The sequence below is a fragment of the Serinicoccus sp. CNJ-927 genome, assembly GCF_001942435.1.
In the GTDB taxonomy this organism is placed as follows: Bacteria; Actinomycetota; Actinomycetes; order Actinomycetales; family Dermatophilaceae; genus Ornithinicoccus; species Ornithinicoccus marinus.
The window spans coordinates 1-16156 of the sequence record NZ_MKKF01000011.1 but is presented as its reverse complement, the minus strand read 5'-3'; the positions used below and the strand labels follow the sequence as shown (position 1 = coordinate 16156).

General features: G+C 72.7%; 18 protein-coding genes, 1 tRNA gene and 1 pseudogene. 8 read left to right on the top strand and 12 right to left on the bottom strand.

Features of this window, described 5'->3' with window-relative positions; translation table 11 throughout:
- Positions 1-72: 72 nt before the first annotated feature.
- The 4 genes from BJF86_RS04040 to BJF86_RS04025 all read right to left on the bottom strand — a co-directional run bounded on the left by BJF86_RS04040 (position 73) and on the right by BJF86_RS04025 (position 3777).
- The gene (locus tag BJF86_RS04040) at positions 73-654 is read right to left on the bottom strand and encodes a type II secretion system F family protein (protein WP_022925438.1); all 582 of its coding nucleotides are present in this window, start codon (positions 652-654) and stop codon (positions 73-75) included.
- Positions 651-1412, bottom strand: a complete 762-nt coding sequence (locus BJF86_RS04035; protein WP_022925437.1) for a type II secretion system F family protein — start codon at positions 1410-1412, stop codon at positions 651-653. Before BJF86_RS04035 ends, BJF86_RS04040 begins: the two co-directional genes overlap by 4 nt.
- A complete protein-coding gene (locus BJF86_RS04030) occupies positions 1406-2482 on the bottom strand; it encodes a TadA family conjugal transfer-associated ATPase (protein ID WP_075817079.1) in 1077 nt (358 codons plus the stop codon). Before BJF86_RS04030 ends, BJF86_RS04035 begins: the two co-directional genes overlap by 7 nt.
- Positions 2483-2901: 419 nt before the next feature.
- Entirely contained in the window at positions 2902-3777 is an 876-nt protein-coding gene (locus tag BJF86_RS04025; RefSeq protein ID WP_083652704.1) for a Fic family protein, read from the bottom strand.
- 319 nt (positions 3778-4096) lie between these two features.
- On the opposite strand from BJF86_RS04025, the gene BJF86_RS04020 reads away from it, so the two are divergent.
- Positions 4097-4558, top strand: coding sequence for a phage holin family protein (locus BJF86_RS04020; protein WP_075817078.1), 462 nt, complete (start codon positions 4097-4099; stop codon positions 4556-4558).
- A 40-nt stretch (positions 4559-4598) separates the two neighbouring features.
- On the opposite strand, the gene BJF86_RS04015 is transcribed toward BJF86_RS04020, so the two are convergent.
- Together BJF86_RS04015 and nth are read right to left on the bottom strand one after the other, a co-directional pair.
- Positions 4599-5270 carry an NUDIX hydrolase gene (locus tag BJF86_RS04015; RefSeq protein ID WP_075817077.1) on the bottom strand — a complete coding sequence of 224 codons (672 nt, stop codon included), beginning with the start codon at positions 5268-5270 and terminating at the stop codon, positions 4599-4601.
- Positions 5267-5923, bottom strand: a complete 657-nt coding sequence (gene nth, locus BJF86_RS04010) for an endonuclease III (protein WP_083652741.1) — start codon at positions 5921-5923, stop codon at positions 5267-5269. The genes BJF86_RS04015 and nth overlap by 4 nt, the downstream gene beginning before the upstream one ends.
- Positions 5924-6084: 161 nt before the next feature.
- Here nth and BJF86_RS04005 point away from each other — a divergent pair, with 161 nt between their 5' ends.
- Positions 6085-6762, top strand: a complete 678-nt coding sequence (locus tag BJF86_RS04005; protein ID WP_075817075.1) for a Crp/Fnr family transcriptional regulator — start codon at positions 6085-6087, stop codon at positions 6760-6762.
- Between the two features lie 13 nt (positions 6763-6775).
- Here BJF86_RS04005 and BJF86_RS04000 read toward each other — a convergent pair whose 3' ends face one another.
- From BJF86_RS04000 to BJF86_RS17335, 4 genes are read right to left on the bottom strand one after another with little or no spacing between them, the layout of a single operon-like run.
- On the bottom strand, positions 6776-7591 hold the full coding sequence (locus BJF86_RS04000) for an MBL fold metallo-hydrolase (RefSeq protein ID WP_075817074.1): 816 nt from the start codon (positions 7589-7591) through the stop codon (positions 6776-6778).
- A gap of 12 nt (positions 7592-7603) precedes the next feature.
- A complete protein-coding gene (locus BJF86_RS03995) occupies positions 7604-8479 on the bottom strand; it encodes an NUDIX hydrolase (protein ID WP_075817073.1) in 876 nt (291 codons plus the stop codon).
- Positions 8480-8485: 6 nt separating this feature from the next.
- Positions 8486-8980 carry a RidA family protein gene (locus BJF86_RS03990; RefSeq protein WP_075817072.1) on the bottom strand — a complete coding sequence of 165 codons (495 nt, stop codon included), beginning with the start codon at positions 8978-8980 and terminating at the stop codon, positions 8486-8488.
- 8 nt (positions 8981-8988) lie between these two features.
- On the bottom strand, positions 8989-9159 hold the full coding sequence (locus BJF86_RS17335; protein WP_022925427.1) for a DUF4177 domain-containing protein: 171 nt from the start codon (positions 9157-9159) through the stop codon (positions 8989-8991).
- A gap of 98 nt (positions 9160-9257) precedes the next feature.
- Between BJF86_RS17335 and BJF86_RS03980 the strand changes: the two are divergent.
- From BJF86_RS03980 to BJF86_RS03955, 6 genes and pseudogenes are all read left to right on the top strand, one after another.
- Positions 9258-11327 (top strand): annotated as a pseudogene (locus BJF86_RS03980) (transglycosylase domain-containing protein); the annotation flags it as partial.
- Positions 11328-11422: 95 nt separating this feature from the next.
- Positions 11423-11935 carry a PASTA domain-containing protein gene (locus tag BJF86_RS03975; protein ID WP_083652701.1) on the top strand — a complete coding sequence of 171 codons (513 nt, stop codon included), beginning with the start codon at positions 11423-11425 and terminating at the stop codon, positions 11933-11935.
- 74 nt (positions 11936-12009) lie between these two features.
- Positions 12010-12474: a GatB/YqeY domain-containing protein gene (locus BJF86_RS03970; protein WP_075817069.1), complete on the top strand. Its 465-nt coding sequence runs from the start codon at positions 12010-12012 to the stop codon at positions 12472-12474.
- Between the two features lie 5 nt (positions 12475-12479).
- Complete coding sequence (locus BJF86_RS03965) at positions 12480-13436, top strand: metallophosphoesterase (protein ID WP_075817068.1); 957 nt, start codon at positions 12480-12482, stop codon at positions 13434-13436.
- Positions 13437-13505: 69 nt separating this feature from the next.
- Positions 13506-13582: transfer RNA gene (locus BJF86_RS03960), tRNA-Pro, on the top strand.
- 762 nt (positions 13583-14344) lie between these two features.
- On the top strand, positions 14345-14686 hold the full coding sequence (locus tag BJF86_RS03955) for a histone-like nucleoid-structuring protein Lsr2 (RefSeq protein WP_075817067.1): 342 nt from the start codon (positions 14345-14347) through the stop codon (positions 14684-14686).
- 488 nt (positions 14687-15174) lie between these two features.
- On the opposite strand, the gene BJF86_RS19740 is transcribed toward BJF86_RS03955, so the two are convergent.
- Together BJF86_RS19740 and BJF86_RS19735 are read right to left on the bottom strand one after the other, a co-directional pair.
- A complete protein-coding gene (locus BJF86_RS19740) occupies positions 15175-15444 on the bottom strand; it encodes a MucR family transcriptional regulator (RefSeq protein WP_075817066.1) in 270 nt (89 codons plus the stop codon).
- 538 nt (positions 15445-15982) lie between these two features.
- Positions 15983-16156 (bottom strand): integrase core domain-containing protein (locus tag BJF86_RS19735; RefSeq protein ID WP_143553681.1); only part of this gene is annotated, 174 nt, incomplete at its 5' end.

Genomic DNA, 16156 nt, shown 5'->3' with positions numbered 1-16156 from the left:
CCTCCTAGTGGGTTGGTGGCGCCTCCGGACGGAGACGCTCGTGCCGACCGTCGAGCGGCCGGGGCGTGGGCCTCACCAGGACAGGTCCCGGACGAGGGCGAGGACGAGCGGGGCGACTGTGGTCAGCACGAAGGCGGGGAGGAACGCCAGCCCGAGCGGGAGGACGAGGCGGACCCCGAGCCGGGCGGTCGCCACCTCGGCGCGGGCCACGGAGCCACGACGCAGGTCCGTCGCGGTCTGGCGGAGCGCGGGGGCGGGAGGCACACCGGCGAGCGAGGCCACCTCGACGGTGCGTCTGGCGGGCTCCCATCGCGCACCGGCCGACTCCCAGCTCGGGGAGGCGTCCCTGCCCTCGAGCAGGTCCTGCCCCACGGCGTCTAGCTCACCCCGGAGCGGCTCGTCCAGCTCGACGGCCACGGTGCGCGCGGCCGCGCCGAGCGACACCCCGCCCTGCAGCGCGAGCGCCAGCAGGTCCAGCGCCTCGGCCACGTCCGCGGAGCAGGAGACGTGAGTGCCCCGGCGCGTCGGCCGCCGCGGCGGGGTCCAGCTCGACCGGGGCGTGGAGACCCGGACGAGCGGCACCAGCGCAGCCGCGACGGTGAGGGCCGCGACGAGCAGACCGGTCCCCGGCGCGATCGTGGCGAGCGGGTTCATCGCAGCTCCGCGACGACGCGCGCGACGAGGCGTCGCACGAGAAGTCGCCCGACCAGGAGGAGCGTTGCTCCCGCCCCCAGGCAGAGAAGGGCGGAGGGGCTGCCGTAGAGCTCGACCGGCCCGACGCCGAGCACCGCGGAGAGCGCCACTCCCGCCAGGGGCAGCCAGGTCAGCACGGTCGCGGTCGCCCGGGCTCCGGCACTGGCGGCGCTGATCGCACGCTCCAGCCGCTGTCGCTCACGGGCGACGTGGGCACTGGTCCGCAGGGCGTCGGCGATCGGCGCTCCGCTCCTGCTGGCCACCGCCCAGCTCCGTGCCACCGCCGTGAGCGTGGGGCTGGAGGTCGTGCGCCCGAGGCGGTCCCAGGCCGGGGCCAACGCCTGACCCTCGGCCGCCGCTCGGGCGAGCGGACGCCAGTCGGCGCCATCCGTCGACCCGTCCGGGGGGTCCGGAACCGCGAGGCGGACGGCGCGGGCGACGGGCAGCCCCGCCTCCAACGCCGCGGCGATCGTGCCGACCACGCCGAGCTCCTCCGCCGCTCTCCGGTCTGCGCGGTCTCGGGTCGCGCGCCACCGGCGCAGCAGGCCGGACACCTCGGGCGCGGGAGGGACGGGTCCGTGCCCCCGACCTGCACCCGCGCCGGCCGGGACCGGCGTCGCTCGCGGACGAGCAGGCGCCAGGCCGACGCCCGCCGAGGCTCCTGCCAGCAGCGCCAGCAGGACGACTGCTCCGCCGACCCCGGACAAGCCGGTCACCACGGGAGTTCACCTCGCTCCAGACCGAGCCGGCGCAGCAGCTCGTCGAGCGCTGGCCCAGGTCGCCAGCCCTGCGTGCCAGCGGCCAGAGCCGTCACCGCCTGGACACCGCGCTCGGGATGGTCCCGGAGGAGAGCGATCTCGCGCAGGGTCCTCCTGCCACGACCGTCGCGGGCCAGGTGGATCACCACCTCGATCGCGCTGCCCACCTGGGCCCGGACCGCCGAGCGGGACATCTCGGCCAGTGCTCCCAGCGCCTCGAAGCGCGACACGACATCGCCGGCCGCGTTGGCGTGAACCGTGCCGCAGCCACCCTCGTGACCGGTGTTGAGCGCGGTCAGCAGCTCGCGCACCTCGGCTCCCCGCACCTCCCCCACGACGACCCGGTCGGGCCGCATCCGCAGCGACTGCCGCACCAAGCTGGTCATGGTGACCTCGCCGCGGCCCTCGACGTTGCGCGCCCGGCCCTGCAGGTGCACGACGTGCGGATGGTCGATGCGCAGCTCACGGACGTCCTCCACGACCACGAGCCGATGACCCGGGTCGCAGCGCGAGAGCATGGCGCCCAGCAGCGTGGTCTTGCCCGTGCCCGTGCCGCCACCCACCACGAAGGACACCGTCGAGTCGATCACCGCCTCGAGAAGCACATGCCCCACGTCGTCGACCATCCCCCAGGCCCGCAGGTCCTCCAGGCTCGGGACCCGTCGGCGCGGGACACGCAGGCTGATGTGGGCCGTCCCCTCGACCAGCGGCGGCAGGACCGCATGGAGGCGCAGGCCCCCCGGCAGCAGGCCGTCGACCCACGGGCTGGACTCGTCGAGGCGCTGGCCTGCCAGGGCGGCGAGCCGGACGGCCAGCCTGCGCACGCTGCGCTCGTCCGTCAGTCGGAGCGCGGCCCGGTCCACGCCCTCGCCGCGGTCGCACCAGACGCTGTCCGGTCCGTTGACCAGGATGTCGGTCACCGCGGGGTCGCTGAGCATCGGGGCGAGCGGCCCGAGGGCCGCCCGGAGCTCCTGCTCGGGTGCCGGCGGGAGGCTCGCCGGTGTGGGCGACAGGATCGCTGGTGAGGTCATGGCACCGACCGTGCCGCGGCGGGAGGGACCCGCACCAGGGGTGGCGCCGCATCTGTGGACGACCGACCGGAGCCGAGCAGGGTGTGGACCGGGGCTCCTGGCGCCGACCCGCGCACCAGCAGCTGGGAGAGGTCAGGAAGCGGGAAAGACCCGGGAAGAGGACGGCCCGGCCGGGGGGCGGAAGCCGGGGCCGTCGGTGTCCAGGATCAGGGGGGGATGATCCCGAACACCCGCGCTACAACTCTTGCGAGGAGCGCTGTGCTCCCAAGTATGCCCCACCCGCTAGACCGATTGCAAGCGGTACCCGACACCTGCGGTGCTGGACAAACGCCGTCCGCCAGGGACCCTGACTGCATACCCCCGGGGGTGGCGACTCAGGAGGGCCGGACCCCAGGTTCCACCGGCTTTCCCGAGGCCGCTCACGGCACGTCCAGGCGCCCCGCCCGGACCGCGTCGGCGATGCGCATCCCCTCCTCCGCGGCCAGCACGACGGCCTCCGCGGAGTGGACCAGCCACAGGCGGACGCCGGTGGGATCGGCACTGGCGTACGCGGCTAGCGCGCCGCGGTAGTCGGTCCCTGCACGCCCGGCGTGACCGGCCTCAGGGACGGTCACCCCCGTCGGGTCCACGCCGCACACGGTGAGCACCACGCGCTCGAGCGCGCGGGCCACCAGACCGTTGCCGGAGACGAACGGGCGAGCCACCGCGATCTCGGCATGGGCGATCGCCGCGACGACCAACGCCGGGGCACGACCCGCCACCGCCGACCCGAGCAGACCGTGCACCGCGCCGAGGCGGGCGAGAGCCTCCTGCGCCGGCGGTGCCGGGCCGAGGACCTCCTGCCCCGCGACCGGCTCCTCCGGACGGCGCGGACGGCCGAGCTGGTGCTCGGGCGCGAGCCCGGCGCCCGCAGCGGTGTGGAGGGCGGCGGCGAGCTGCGCCGGGGCACGCAGGTGGGCCACGGTCACACCCTCCGTGCGCGCCGTCACCCGCGCCGCGGCCAGGACGGTCCGCCAGACCGGGTCCGCCTCGCGTGCGCTCCGTCCCAGCGCCCCGCGCAGCAGGTCCCGCACCACGTCCACGCTGCGCTCCGACCCTGCCGGCTCCGCGCCCTCCAGCAGTGCGGTCGCCGTGGCCCCGCGGACCCGTGATTCGGCGGCTGCCTCGGGCGACCGGCGCCGCAGCCCCTCGTGCCACCGCAGCCGCGTGCAGGCCTCCCGCGCGGCGTCCACCGACTCGGCGACGTCCGGCATCCGGACCAGCTCCGCCACCGCGCTCTCTGCCGTGATGCTCACCCGCTCACCCTACGGCCGGGCACGAGCCGCCCCCCTGTGCATGGGGAGGCGCCGACCTGGAGAAGTCTTTAACAAAACTTTGCCGAAAGTGGCGCTGACCACCCTGATCCCCCTGGCAGACTGGACGTATCGACTCGAGGAGCCCCTTCCACGGAGGGCGTGGCTCCACCGGCTGTCACGGGACCGGTTCGTCGACACGGGCGCTCGCTCGGCACTGAACAGGGGGTGCCGAGCGGGCCCCGTCCTTGTCCGGGGGCCATCGTCCAGCAGGCGTCCGTGCGTGATGCGACCCAGACCGGCTCGGGATAGCATCCTGGGCATGGCAACTCCTGCGGAAACAGACACCACGACGCTGACCGGCAGCACCGGCAAGCGTTCCCTCGGCGAACTCGTGTCGGACGTCTCGCTGGACGTCTCGCAGATCGTGCGGGGCGAGGTCGAGCTGGCCAAGGCCGAGATCAAGCAGGACGTCGCCCACGCGGGCAAGGGCGCGGGGATGTTCGCGGGTGCCGGCGTGCTCGGTCTCTACGGCCTCGGGCTGCTGTTCCTCGGCCTCGCGGGTGTCATCGCGATCTGGTTGCCCTGGTGGGCCGGCCTGCTCATCATGGCCGGCGTCCTCTTCCTCGTCGCGGGCATCCTCGCGCTCATCGGCAAGGGCCAGGTGGGCAAGGTCCACGGCAAGCCGGACCGGGCGATCCGCGAGGGCAAGGAGACCGTGGAGACGGTCAAGGCCGCCGCCCAGGGACCGCGCGGCACCGCGATCGAGAACTCTCAGGGCTGAGCCTGGCACCGGCCACCGACGAGCGGCCGGGCCGCGGCGCTCAGAGCGCGAGATCTCGGGTCGGCGCGTCCGGCCACGGCACGCCGAGTCCCGCGAGGTCCAGCACCCGGTCCAGCACACCGGCCGTGAACCCCCATACGAGGAGGCCGTCGACCTCCCAGGCCGGGCCGAGGAAGCCCGAGGGGTGACGCACCCAGAACCGCTGTTGCGGGTCGGTCAGCGTGGCGACCTCCGGCTGCAGCACCCGCGCCACCTCCCGAGGGTCCTTGGCCCACAGGGCCTGCGGTTCCGCACGACGCCACCAGGCGAGCACGGGGGTGACGTCATAGCTGGACACCGGGATGTGCAGGGTGGGCAGCTCTGCCAGGACGTCGACGCTCGCGGGGTCCAGGCCGACCTCCTCGTGCGCCTCCCTCAGTGCCGTCCCCGCGGCGTCCTGGTCACCGGGCTCGACGCCTCCGCCCGGGAAGGCCGGCTGGCCCGCGTGCGCACGCATGGTATGAGCCCGCTCGGTGATGACGACGGTCGTCGCCTCGGGGTCGGTGGGGTCGTGGACGCCTGGGCCGAAGAGCACCAGCACGGCCGACTGCCGACGGCCGCCCTCCGGTGGGGGCAGGAACCGGCTGAACCGCTCGCCGGGGATCGTCGGCACCCTCCCCGCCAGGTCCGTCAGCCAGGTCGGGGGGCGGGCCTGCGCGACCTCACCGCTCACGCGCGCGGGCCGGTCCGCACCAGCTTCGCCGCGGCGGCCTCGTCGGTCGGTCCCGCGCCGTGGCTCGGGCACTGGCGCGCGACCGGGCATACCCCGCAGGCGGGCTTGCGCGCGTGGCACAGCCGGCGCCCGTGGAAGATCAGCACGTGCGAGAGCTGGGTCCACTCCCGACGCGGGAAGAGCTCGCCGACCTCCTGCTCGACGGCGACCGGGTCCTCCTGCGCGGTCCAGCCGAACCGGCGGACCAGCCGCCCGAAGTGCGTGTCGACCGTGATGCCCGGCACCCCGAAGGCATTGCCGAGCACGACGTTGGCCGTCTTCCGGCCGACCCCGGGCAGGCTCACGAGGTCGGGCAACCGCCCCGGGACCTGCCCGTCGAAGCGCTCGACGAGGGCGGTCCCGAGCTTCAGGAGCGACTCCGTCTTGGCGCGGAAGAAGCCGGTGGGCTGGATGATCGCCTCGACGTCGGCCCGGTCCGCCGCCGCGAGCGCCCGGGCGTCGGGGTAGCGCGCGAACAGCGTCGGCGTCACGCCGTTCACCCGCACGTCGGTGGTCTGCGCCGACAGCACCGTCGCGACGAGCAGCTGGTAGGGATCCTCGAAGTCCAGCTCGCAGTGGGCGTCCGGGTAGTGCTCGTGGAGCAGCCGGGACATCTTGCGCGCCCGCCGGGTCAGCGCCAGCGCGCTCTCCCCCGTCGGCCTCGCGACCTCCGGCTGGCCCTGCCCGTCGTCCTCACTCACCCGGGCAAGCCTAGACGTGGCGTCGGACACACCTGATCCGCCCGTCGGCCTCGCCGCCGTGGCACCATGAACCGGTGGACCGGCACGTGGTGATGAAAGCTCCGCTGTTCGCCGCGCTCGATGGCGCGACGGCAGACCAGCTCATGGAGTCGATGAGCCCGCGTCGGCTGGCCCGCGGGGATGTCGTCTTCCACGAGGGGGACCCGGGCGACTCGCTCTACGTCATCACGCGGGGGAAAGTGAAGTTGTCCAAGGCCGCCTCCGACGGCCGGGAGAGCCTGCTGTCGGTGCTCGGTCCCGGTGAGATGTTCGGTGAGCTCAGCCTCTTCGACCCCGGCCCACGGCTGACCACCGCCTACGTCGTGTCCGACACCGAGTTCATCTCGCTGGGCAACGACGCGCTCCGCTCCTTCCTCGAGCAGCACCCCGAGGTCGCCATGCAGATGCTGGCCGGACTGGCGCACCGCCTGCGGAAGACCAACGAGGGTTTGTCCGACCTGGTGTTCACCGACGTGCCAGGGCGGGTGGCCAAGGCGCTGCTCGACCTGTCCGACCGCTTCGGGCGTCGCTCGGAGGCCGGGCTGGTCGTCGCGCACGACCTCACCCAGGAGGAGCTGGCCCAGCTCGTCGGTGCCAGCCGGGAGACGGTCAACAAGGCCCTGGCCGACTTCGCCCAGCGCGGATGGGTCATCCTGGGCGCCAAGTCGGTCACGCTCCGCGACGTGGACCGGCTGCGCCGCCGCGCCCGCTGACCCTCGTGCCCGGTCAGCCCACCGGCTCGTCCAGGTAGGCCAGCTGGGCCAGGACCGAGAGCCGCGCCGCGGGCCATACCTCTCGGGGGGTGTCGGCATACACCAGCTCGACGACGCGGTCCGCGAGATCGGACCCGCGGGGCGCCTCGGACCCGCGCACCTGCGTGACGGCCTCCCGGACCTGGTCCAGCCGCTGGTGCCGGTGCGTGAGATAGCGGTCCAGAACGCCTGCGGCGTCCGCCGCGACCGGGCCGTGACCCGGCGCGATGCTGGTGGCCTCACCGGTGGCCGCCAGGTCCCGCAGGCGCTGCAGCGAGTCCAGGTATGACGTGAGGTCGCCGTCCGGATGGGCGACGACCGTGGTGCCCCTGCCCAGCACGGTGTCGCCGGTGAGCACGACCCGGTCCGCCGGGAGCAGGAAGCAGACCGAGTCGGCGGTGTGCCCCGGGGTGGTGACGACGCGCAGCTCGAGGCCGCCGGCGCCCACGACCTCACCGTCCGTCAGGCCCTGACCCCGACCGGCTCCCCGCACCGGCGCCGCGGTCAGCTCGGCCCACCGCTCCGCGGACTCGGCGTGGTCCGGGTGCCCGTGGGTCAGCAGGGTGAGCGCGACCCGCGCTCCCCGGCCGGCGACGTGGGCGAGCACCGCCCGCAGGTGCTCCTCCCGGAGCGGGCCCGGGTCGACCACGACGGCCTCCGTGCTGCCGGGCTCGAGGAGCACCCAGGTGTTGGTGCCCTCGAGGGTCATGGGTGAGGGGTTGGGGCAGAGCACGGCGTGCGCCCGGTCGCCCCAGGGCCCACCGGTCCACGGCTCGTCGGCGGAGGTCATGCCATCAGCCTCTCACCGCGGTATGCGTATGGCGACGGCCCCGCCGTCCTCGACCGGGACCGGCAGCACGGGTCGGACCTCGACCGGTCGGCCGAGCCAGGAGTCGAGGGTCACGTCCTCCACCTGCGCCAGCTCCTCCACCATGACCTGGGTCGGCGGGAGCATGACGTCGCGGCCTGCGCGCTGCCTTTCCAGGATCTGTGCCGGCGAGCGCCAGCTCGCCACCTCGGCCTCGGTGCTGCCGTCGTCGGCCCGCTGGCCCCGCGGCATGCGCGCGGCGAAGAAGAAGGTGTCGTAGCGGCGCGGCTCGGACTCGGGGGTGATCCACCGGCCGCGCAGGCTCAGCAGGTCCGTGCGGAGCACCAGGCCGTGCCGGGCGAGCAGCTCGGCGAAGCTCTGCGAGCGGTCCAGCAGCGCGGCACGCTCTTGCCGCCACACCGGGTCGCGCAGGTCGGCGACCACTTCACCGGCGTCGGGCCCCGCGAGCAGCACGCCGCACTCCTCGAAGACCTCACGGGCCGCGGCGGTCACCAGCTCGCGTGCGCCCTCCTCGTCGGTACCGAGCCGGCCGGACCACTCCTGGGCGGAGGGACCAGCCCACGGGACGGACCGCTCGGCGTCGCGCGCGTCCACTCCTCCGCCGGGGAAGGCCAGCATCCCCGCCGCGAAGGCCATGCTGCCGGCGCGTCGGAGCACGAAGACCTCGAGCTTCCGGGCATCGCCTGACGGGCCCTCGCGGAGCAGCATGACGGTGGCCGAGCGGCGTGGCTCCGCGACCGTGCGCCGGTCCCTCGGCGTCGCCAGCCAGGCCCGGCCGGCCTCGGCGACCGGCTCCGGCACCGCGAAGTCCCGGTAGGCCTGCTCCGCGGGGCCCTCGCCCTGCGCCACTGCGAGTCAGCCCCGGACGGCGACGGTGATCTCGACCTCGACCGGCACGTCGAGCGGCAGCACGGCGACGCCGACCGCCGAGCGCGCGTGCACCCCGGCGTCGCCGAAGGCGTGGCCGAGCAGCTCGGAGGCGCCGTTGACGACACCAGGCTGTCCGGTGAAACCCGGGTCGCTGGCCACGAAGCCGACGACCTTGACCACCCTGACCACCCGGTCCAGGTCGCCGATGACCGACCTGACGGCGGCGATGGCGTTGAGCGCGCAGACGCCGGCCAGCCGGGTCGCGTCCGCCGGGGACACGAGCCCCGGCCCCTCACCGACCTTGCCGGTCAGCTCGAGCTGGCCGTCGACGAAGGGGACCTGCCCCGAGCTGAAGACGAGGTCGCCGTGCTGCACGGCGGGGACGTAGGCGGCGACCGGCGCCGCGACCGCGGGGACCCGGTGGCCCAGCTCGGCCAGACGCGCCTCGACGGCACCGGCGGTCGGCTCGGCTGAGCTCATGGGCGGGTTCAGGCGTTCTTCGGGCGCTTGAGGTACGCCACGAGGTTGCTGCCGTCCCCGGGGCCGGGGACGACCTGCACGAGCTCCCAGCCGTCCTCGCCCCACTGGTCGAGGATCTGCTTGGTCGCGTGGATCATGAGCGGAACGGTGGCGTACTCCCACTGGTGCGCAGTCGTCATGGTGCCGAGCCTACCGGCGCCGTCCCCTCGGACGCTCCGACCCGGGGGCCTGGCGCGGCAGGCCGGACCTCTCAGAAACCTCACGTACCGTGTCTGGTATGCGCTCTGCCCTCACTGTCGCACGGGTGACCTCCCTGCTCGGGGTCTTCCTCGCCGTCTCGGTCCTCATGGGGATCATCGGCGCCGGTCTGCTCGCCCCGGTCGTCGGGGCCACCGGCCTGGCCGCGCGGGAGAGCGTCGGCATGTTCGAGCAGCTGCCCGGTGACCTGGAGCAGAACCCGCTCGCCCAGCAGTCGCGGATCCTGGCCGCTGATGGCACGGTCCTCGCGACCCCTGCCGACCGCAACCGGATCATCGCGGAGAGCGACGAGATCAGCCAGCACATGAAGGACGCCCAGGTGGCGATCGAGGACGAACGCTTCTTCCAGCACGGAGGTGCTGACGTCGAGGCCCTCGCCCGCGCCGTGGTGCAGAACACCACGACAGACTCCTTGCAAGGCGGTTCGACGCTGACGCAGCAATACATCAAGCAGGCGCTGACCGAGCAGGCCTTGAGCGAGGGGGACACCGAGGCCGCGGCGGACGCCCAGGCACGCACGGGCATGGATGCCTATGTCCGCAAGCTGCGCGAGCTCAAGTACGCCATCACCCTCGAGGAGCGGCTGACCAAGGACGAGATCCTGGTCGGCTACCTCAACCTCGCCTTCTACGGCGACAACGTCTACGGCGTCGAGGCGGCCGCCCGGCACTACTTCGACGTCGACGCCAAGGACCTGAACATCTCGCAGTCAGCACTGCTGGCTGGCGTGGTCCGGTCGCCGACGGCCACCAATCCCGTGGCCAATCCCGAAGCCGCACAGGCCCGACGCGACGTCGTCCTCGACAAGATGCTCAACCTGGGCATGATCACGCAGGAGGAGCACGACGAGGCCGTAGCCCAGGTGGTCGGCACCGGCGAGGGGGAGATGCTGCAGATCACCGACAGCCAACGCTCCTGCCTGCGCTCCCGCAACCCCTACTTCTGCGACTACGTCGAGGCCTGGCTGCTGGAGCAGCCGGCCCTGGGCAAGACCCGGGACGAGCGGCTGGAGAACCTCACGACCAACGGGCTGACCGTCGAGACCACGCTCGACCTCGAGCTGTCCGCCGACATGAAGGACATCCTCCAGGACGCCACCCCGCAGGGCAACGACTACAACCTCGGGTCGGCGGCCACGGTCGTCGAGCCCGGCACCGGCAAGATCCTGGCCTTCAACCAGTCCAGCACCTACTCCTTCGAGGACAGCCGCGACAAGGTCGACGAGACCTCGGTCAACTGGAACGTCGACAACGCCTACGGCGGTCCGGGAGGTATGGCGATCGGCTCGATCGCGAAGGCCTACACCCTGGTCGAGGCCATGAAGAAGGGCGTGCCGGTCGAGGCCACCCTCAACGTCCGGGCGCCGCAGGACAGCACCTACGGCAACGTCTGGCTGGAGGACCCGCAAGGCAGCGCGACCTACCCACCCGCGAACGAGGTCTTCCCGGCCGGCATCTTCTTCCGCGACGACTTCGAGAGCGGCTGCACCATCGGTGAGGACCACTGGGCGGTCCGCAACGCCAACGACGAGAACCACCAGCGCAGCATCGCGCTGCGCAAGGCGGCAGCGCTGTCGGTCAACACCGCCTTCGCGACGCTGGCCTCGCAGGTCGGCACCTGCGACATCGCCGACACCATGACCGAGATGGGGCTGCACGCGGCCAACGGGCAGGCCTACGGCCTGGACCCGGGCAACGCCGAGACCACCCTCGCCCCCTCGCTGGTCCTGGGCGCTGACACGGCCAGCCCGCTGACGGTGGCGACCTCCTACGCGACGTTCGCCTCGGGCGGCGTCTACTGCCCACCGGTCCCCGTGACCAAGGTGACCGACGCCAACGGCGAGGAGCTGCCGCTGGAGCTGCCCGAGTGCGAGCGGGTCATCGAGGAGGACGTCGCCCTCGGCGCGGTGGACCTGCTCAAGGGCGTCGTCGACCAGGCCGGCTCGGGATACCAGGCCATCCTCGACGGCGAGCGTCCCGCCGGCGGCAAGACCGGCACCAACAACGACTCGACGGCCACCTGGTTCGCCGGCTTCACCCCGCAGCTGTCGACCGCGGTCTTCGTCGGCAACGTCCCCGGCGGCCAGGGCTACGACGGCGACCTGCGCGACATCACCGTCGGTGGACGCTTCATCGACGGCCCGCTCTTCGGCTCCTCGTTGGCAGCGCGACGTGGAAGGAGATCATGGACCGCGCCTCGGAGGGGATGGACGTCGAGGACTGGGACGATCCGCCCGCCGACATCCTCAACGGCAAGCGCATCACCATCCCCAGCGTCGTCGGGATGTCCGTCGGCGAGGCCCAGGAGCGGCTCGAGGACGCCGGGCTCACCGGGAGCGTGGTGCGGGTGGCCTCCGGTCAGGCCGAGGGCACGGTCCTCTACACCACCCCGGGCGTCGGCTCCTCGGTCCAGACCTCCAGCCCGGTGACCCTCCACGTGTCGACCGGGGTGGCGCCCGCCGCCCGGGCAGCCCCCGTGCAGCCGCGCCAGCCGCAGCCGCCCGCCCAGCCCGCGCAGCCCCCACCCGGTGACGAGGCCGAGCCGGAGCCCACGGAGGAGGCCGAGCCGGAGCCCGAGCCCAGCGAGGAGCCGGAGCCGGAACCCGAGCCCAGCGAAGAGCCGGACCCCGAGCCCGAACCCGCGCCGGCGCCCCCGGAGGACCCGCCGGGCACCGACCCTCCTGGTGACGACGACTGATCGACGCCACGACCTGAGGCGTCACGCAGGGCGAGGCGCCAGCCGGCCGCCCCTCTGGGTGAGACACTGGGCGCATGAGTGACTCGACCGGCCTCAAGGCCACCCTCCAGCAGGACCTCACGGCCGCGATGCGTGCCCAGGACAAGGTCCGGGCGGGCACGCTGCGCATGGCGCTGACGGCGGTGACGACGGAGGAGGTCGCCGGCAAGCAGCAGCGCGAGCTGAGCGACGACGAGGTGCTCAAGGTCATCACCAAGGAGGCCAAGAAGCGCCGTGAGGCCGCCGAGGCCTACTCCGGCGCCGGCCGGAGCGAGCTCGCCGCCCAGGAGGAGGCCGAGCTGGCGGTGCTCGAGGCATACCTCCCGGCGCAGCTGGCCGACGACGAGCTGGCCTCGATGGCGCGGGAGGCCGTCGCCGAGACCGGGGCCACCGACCTGCGCGGCATGGGTCAGGTGATGAAGGTGCTCACCCCGAGGGTCGCCGGGCGCGCCGAGGGCGGTCGCGTGGCCGCGGCGGTGAAGCAGGCGCTGGGCGCCTGACCACGATGTCGTCGGTATGGCGCCCGCTCACCGGCGCGGTTCTCGGGGCGGGGGCTCTCGCGGCCGGTGCCGCCGCCTACGCCACCTGGGTCGAGCCCCGGTGGTTCGCGTTGCGCCGTGCGAGCATCCCCTGCCTGCCCGCGGGCTCGCCCGACCTGCGCGTGCTGCACCTGTCCGACCTGCACCTGGTGCCCACCCAGTGGCGCAAGCGCGACTGGGTGCGGGGACTGGCCGAGCTCGACCCCGACCTGGTGGTCCACACCGGTGACCACCTCGCCGCGATGGACGCCGTCCCGGCGGCGATCGACGCCTACGGCACGCTGCTGGACCGGCCGGGCGTCTTCGTCCTCGGGTCCAACGACTACTACCCACCGACGCGCAAGAACCCGCTGCGCTACCTCGACGACAGCCACCGCAAGGGTGCCGAGCTCACCCCGGACGTGCTCCCGACGCAGGACCTCGTCGACGGCCTGCGGCGTCGCGGGTGGGCCGACCTCACCCACCGGCGGGTCCGGCTGCGGGTCGAGGGCGTGGACCTGGAGCTCGTGGGCACCGACGACGCCCACCTGGAGCTGGACGACTACCCCAGCGTGTCCGCCCCCGCCGCCACCGACGCCGACCTGACGATCGGGGTGACCCACGCGCCCTACCAGCGGGTGCTGGACCCGATGGCCGCGGACGGCGCCCGGCTGCTCGTCGCCGGGCACACCCACGGCGGCCAGCTGCGGGTCCCCGGGTACGGCGCCCTCGTCACCAACTGCGACCTCGACACCTCCCGTGCCTCCGGCGTGTCCCGGTGGTGGCCCGGCGCCGGCGCGACGCCCTCGTCGCAGGCTCCGCCGGGCGCCGCCTGGCTGCACGTCTCCGCCGGCCTCGGCGGCAACCCCTACACGCCGTTCCGCTTCTGCTGCCGGCCGGAGGCGACCCTCATCACCCTGACGGCCGGCGGTCCGGGGATTTAGCCGCGACCCGGGGCGTGGGCTATTCTTGCGGACGCTGCGTGCGGTCCTGCCGGGCTCGCGCACGGGCCACGGGGTGTGGCGCAGCTTGGTAGCGCGCTTCGTTCGGGACGAAGAGGTCGCAGGTTCAAATCCTGTCACCCCGACCACTAGGATACCGGCCCTGACCTGCGGAAACGCAGTCAGGGCCGGTTTTCGTTGTCCCGAGTGGGCATAACTGGGGCATAACTGGGTCGGCTGCGGCCATGAATGACCCCCGCGAGGCGGCAACCTCCGGGGGTCGGACGACAGCAAAATGGGTGCTGACGTGGCTCCTATCGTAGCCGCCATCGCTCCGCCCGTGAAGGGCGTAGAGCCCCTCCCTTCGGTGCCACCGACCTCCCGTCCTGCCCCGCCCCTCGGCACGCGCGCGAGGAGGCCGGCCATGAGGTAGCTACTAACCGCAGGACGCGGCGCTGGACACGGCCTCAGCCGCGTGAACAAAACGACGACGCCCCGGTGATTGATCTCCAGGCCTGTGAACCGGCACAGGCCGCCTCCCGCGCAGCAGTGCACGGCTCGCGGTGGGTTGCGACTAGCTCGCTCTCGTTTCGAGGGCGGGCCGTTCGGCGTGGGTTGGAATCAACGCGAGGTCGGCCTTTGGGGGGGATTCCCACAAGTGTGCCTTGGACAGGTCACCGGGCTCCCCGCTGTCACACTCCCGACCCACGTGTCTGCTGGGGTGACCCAGCCGTCAGTCAGCGGGGGCGCGGGTCTGCGGAGCTTGCGGTCAAGTCCGTCTCCCGTGAATCCCGGGTTGCGGTCGGGTCGCTCGCTCGGCGTGCATCTTGCCACATTTCCGCACCCTGCCCAGGCGATCGATGCCCGCGTAAGATGACGCGACCCAATCATCTGAACGTGTAGGAGCCATAGTGGCGCAGAAGGTGCAGACCATCCTTGTCTCGGACCTGTCCGGGGAGGAGCTCGGTGAGGACGGCCAGACCGTCAAGTTCGGCTTCCTCGGCGCTGACTACGAAATCGACCTCTCTCAGAAGGAGGCCGACGACTTCGCCAACACCATCCAGAAGTACGTCGACGCCGGCCGTCGCGTCGGCGGACGTCGCCAGTCCGGACCCGGCAGCACCACCCGTCGTGACCCCTCGCAGACCAGGAACATCAAGTCGTGGCTGGACGCGCAGGGTATCGAGTACCCCAAGCGTGGCAGGCTCCCCCAGAACCTGGTCGACCAGTGGGAAGCCGCCCACAAGTCCTGAGCAGGCGAGCAACCCCCGGCGGCCGCCGCCGCCGGGGGTTGTCGTATCTCCAGCAGCATCCGGCCCCGGAGGTGCGCCGTCAAAGCGTCAGGCGATGCAAGTCCCAGCACGCTCAGGGAGCCTCACAAGGTCCTTCCGGGCGTTCCGACGTCGTCACCCAGCTCCGTCCGGGTGTCGTAGATCACCGCGTGCTCGTTCATCAAGCAGCCGCAATCGTTGACCTCCGGGTTGCCTCTCTACGTCAGCCTGGCGAGCGGCGGGCAGGCCGCGAGGCTCGGTTGTGCCGGGAGGCGCAAGACCTTGTGCAGAACCGCCTCTTCCCCGGCGCCAGCAGCGGGCAGAACTGCACCCCGCACCATTCGCAGGCCACGACGATCCCGTGCCGTCTGAGGCCCCGGAGTCGCCGGGCAGTGTCCCTAATGGCTTCGAGGCCGGCCGGTGAGATAGCCGCTTCTCCGGGGCGCTGGGCCCGGCTGGCCCTGACGGGGTCACGGGAGGCCACGAAGGCGGGCTTGTCCGCAAGGGTCCGCCGCGCGTTGGCCACGACCGCTTCGCGCGGTGGTGTCAGCGACGAGCCCCTTGCGAGGTAGCCCGTGCTGCTCCCGGTACTGGTCCGCCGTTATCCCGTGGCCCCGCCAGGCGTGCAGGCCGAGGTGCGCGAACCGCCGTCCGCACTCGTGGCACAGCACCCCCTCGGGGTCGCTGTCGACGATGCCGAAGTGTCCGAACCCATCAGGATCGCCTACCCGTGATGCCATGCGCTTATGGTGGCCCACTCTTTCGGCTCGTTCAGCCCCGGCGTCAACGACAGCAGGCGCGTGGTTCATCGAGACACGTGCAGGTCTCCCTCGCTCTGTGGCTGCGCTGCCGAGCTCGCATGTTCGTGCCTCTGACCGGCGGCGAGCCTGCTCGCCGAACTGAGGGGACGTGTCGAGCTCGTGGGGAGGGACATGGCGGCCTCCCTGCGGTCGCTGACCGTTAAGGTCGATCGCAGCGACGCTCTCGACGCCAGGGCGACCCGCCGGCCAGCGTCTTCCCCCCGACTTCGGATGCCGTCCGGGATCGGGATAGCCCGCTTCAGGAGTACGTCGCGTGGTGCCACGATCGTGTCCTGACTCAGAAGTGCTCCCGGTCCGTCGTCTGCTGAGGTGGCTCTCGCGATGTTGTTGGCTGCTCGGGCGTCCACGAGCAGTGGGGCGTTCCGGGCTGCCTCGTGGAACACGCTGGCCACGCCGGCCATGGTGGCGTGGAACCGGTGCAGGGACCTCACCAAGGATTCCCTGAACCGCCCCGGGTTCAGTGGAGAGTCGTGTGTGCTTCGTCGGCGGTCGCCGTCGAAGGGTTGGGGGCAGCGTAGTGGTCGTGTTCGTACGCTGCGGGTGCGAGGTAGTCGCACCATGAGTGCGGGCGGGTCGTGTTGTACCAGTCGACCCACCGAAGGACTTCGAGCTCGACGTGCTCGAGCGTTTT

Excerpts from the sequence above, each read along its gene's own strand:
- BJF86_RS04040 (WP_022925438.1), bottom strand. The coding sequence starts at position 654 with ATGAACCCGCTCGCCACGATCGCGCCGGGGACCGGTCTGCTCGTCGCG.
- BJF86_RS04030 (WP_075817079.1), bottom strand. The coding sequence starts at position 2,482 with ATGACCTCACCAGCGATCCTGTCGCCCACACCGGCGAGCCTCCCGCCG.
- BJF86_RS04020 (WP_075817078.1), top strand. The coding sequence starts at position 4,097 with ATGGCAACTCCTGCGGAAACAGACACCACGACGCTGACCGGCAGCACC.
- nth (WP_083652741.1), bottom strand. The coding sequence starts at position 5,923 with ATGTCCCGGCTGCTCCACGAGCACTACCCGGACGCCCACTGCGAGCTG.
- BJF86_RS04000 (WP_075817074.1), bottom strand. The coding sequence starts at position 7,591 with ATGACCTCCGCCGACGAGCCGTGGACCGGTGGGCCCTGGGGCGACCGG.
- BJF86_RS03990 (WP_075817072.1), bottom strand. The coding sequence starts at position 8,980 with ATGAGCTCAGCCGAGCCGACCGCCGGTGCCGTCGAGGCGCGTCTGGCC.
- BJF86_RS17335 (WP_022925427.1), bottom strand. The coding sequence starts at position 9,159 with ATGACGACTGCGCACCAGTGGGAGTACGCCACCGTTCCGCTCATGATC.
- BJF86_RS03975 (WP_083652701.1), top strand. The coding sequence starts at position 11,423 with ATGGACCGCGCCTCGGAGGGGATGGACGTCGAGGACTGGGACGATCCG.
- BJF86_RS03970 (WP_075817069.1), top strand. The coding sequence starts at position 12,010 with ATGAGTGACTCGACCGGCCTCAAGGCCACCCTCCAGCAGGACCTCACG.
- BJF86_RS03965 (WP_075817068.1), top strand. The coding sequence starts at position 12,480 with ATGTCGTCGGTATGGCGCCCGCTCACCGGCGCGGTTCTCGGGGCGGGG.
- BJF86_RS19740 (WP_075817066.1), bottom strand. The coding sequence starts at position 15,444 with ATGGCATCACGGGTAGGCGATCCTGATGGGTTCGGACACTTCGGCATC.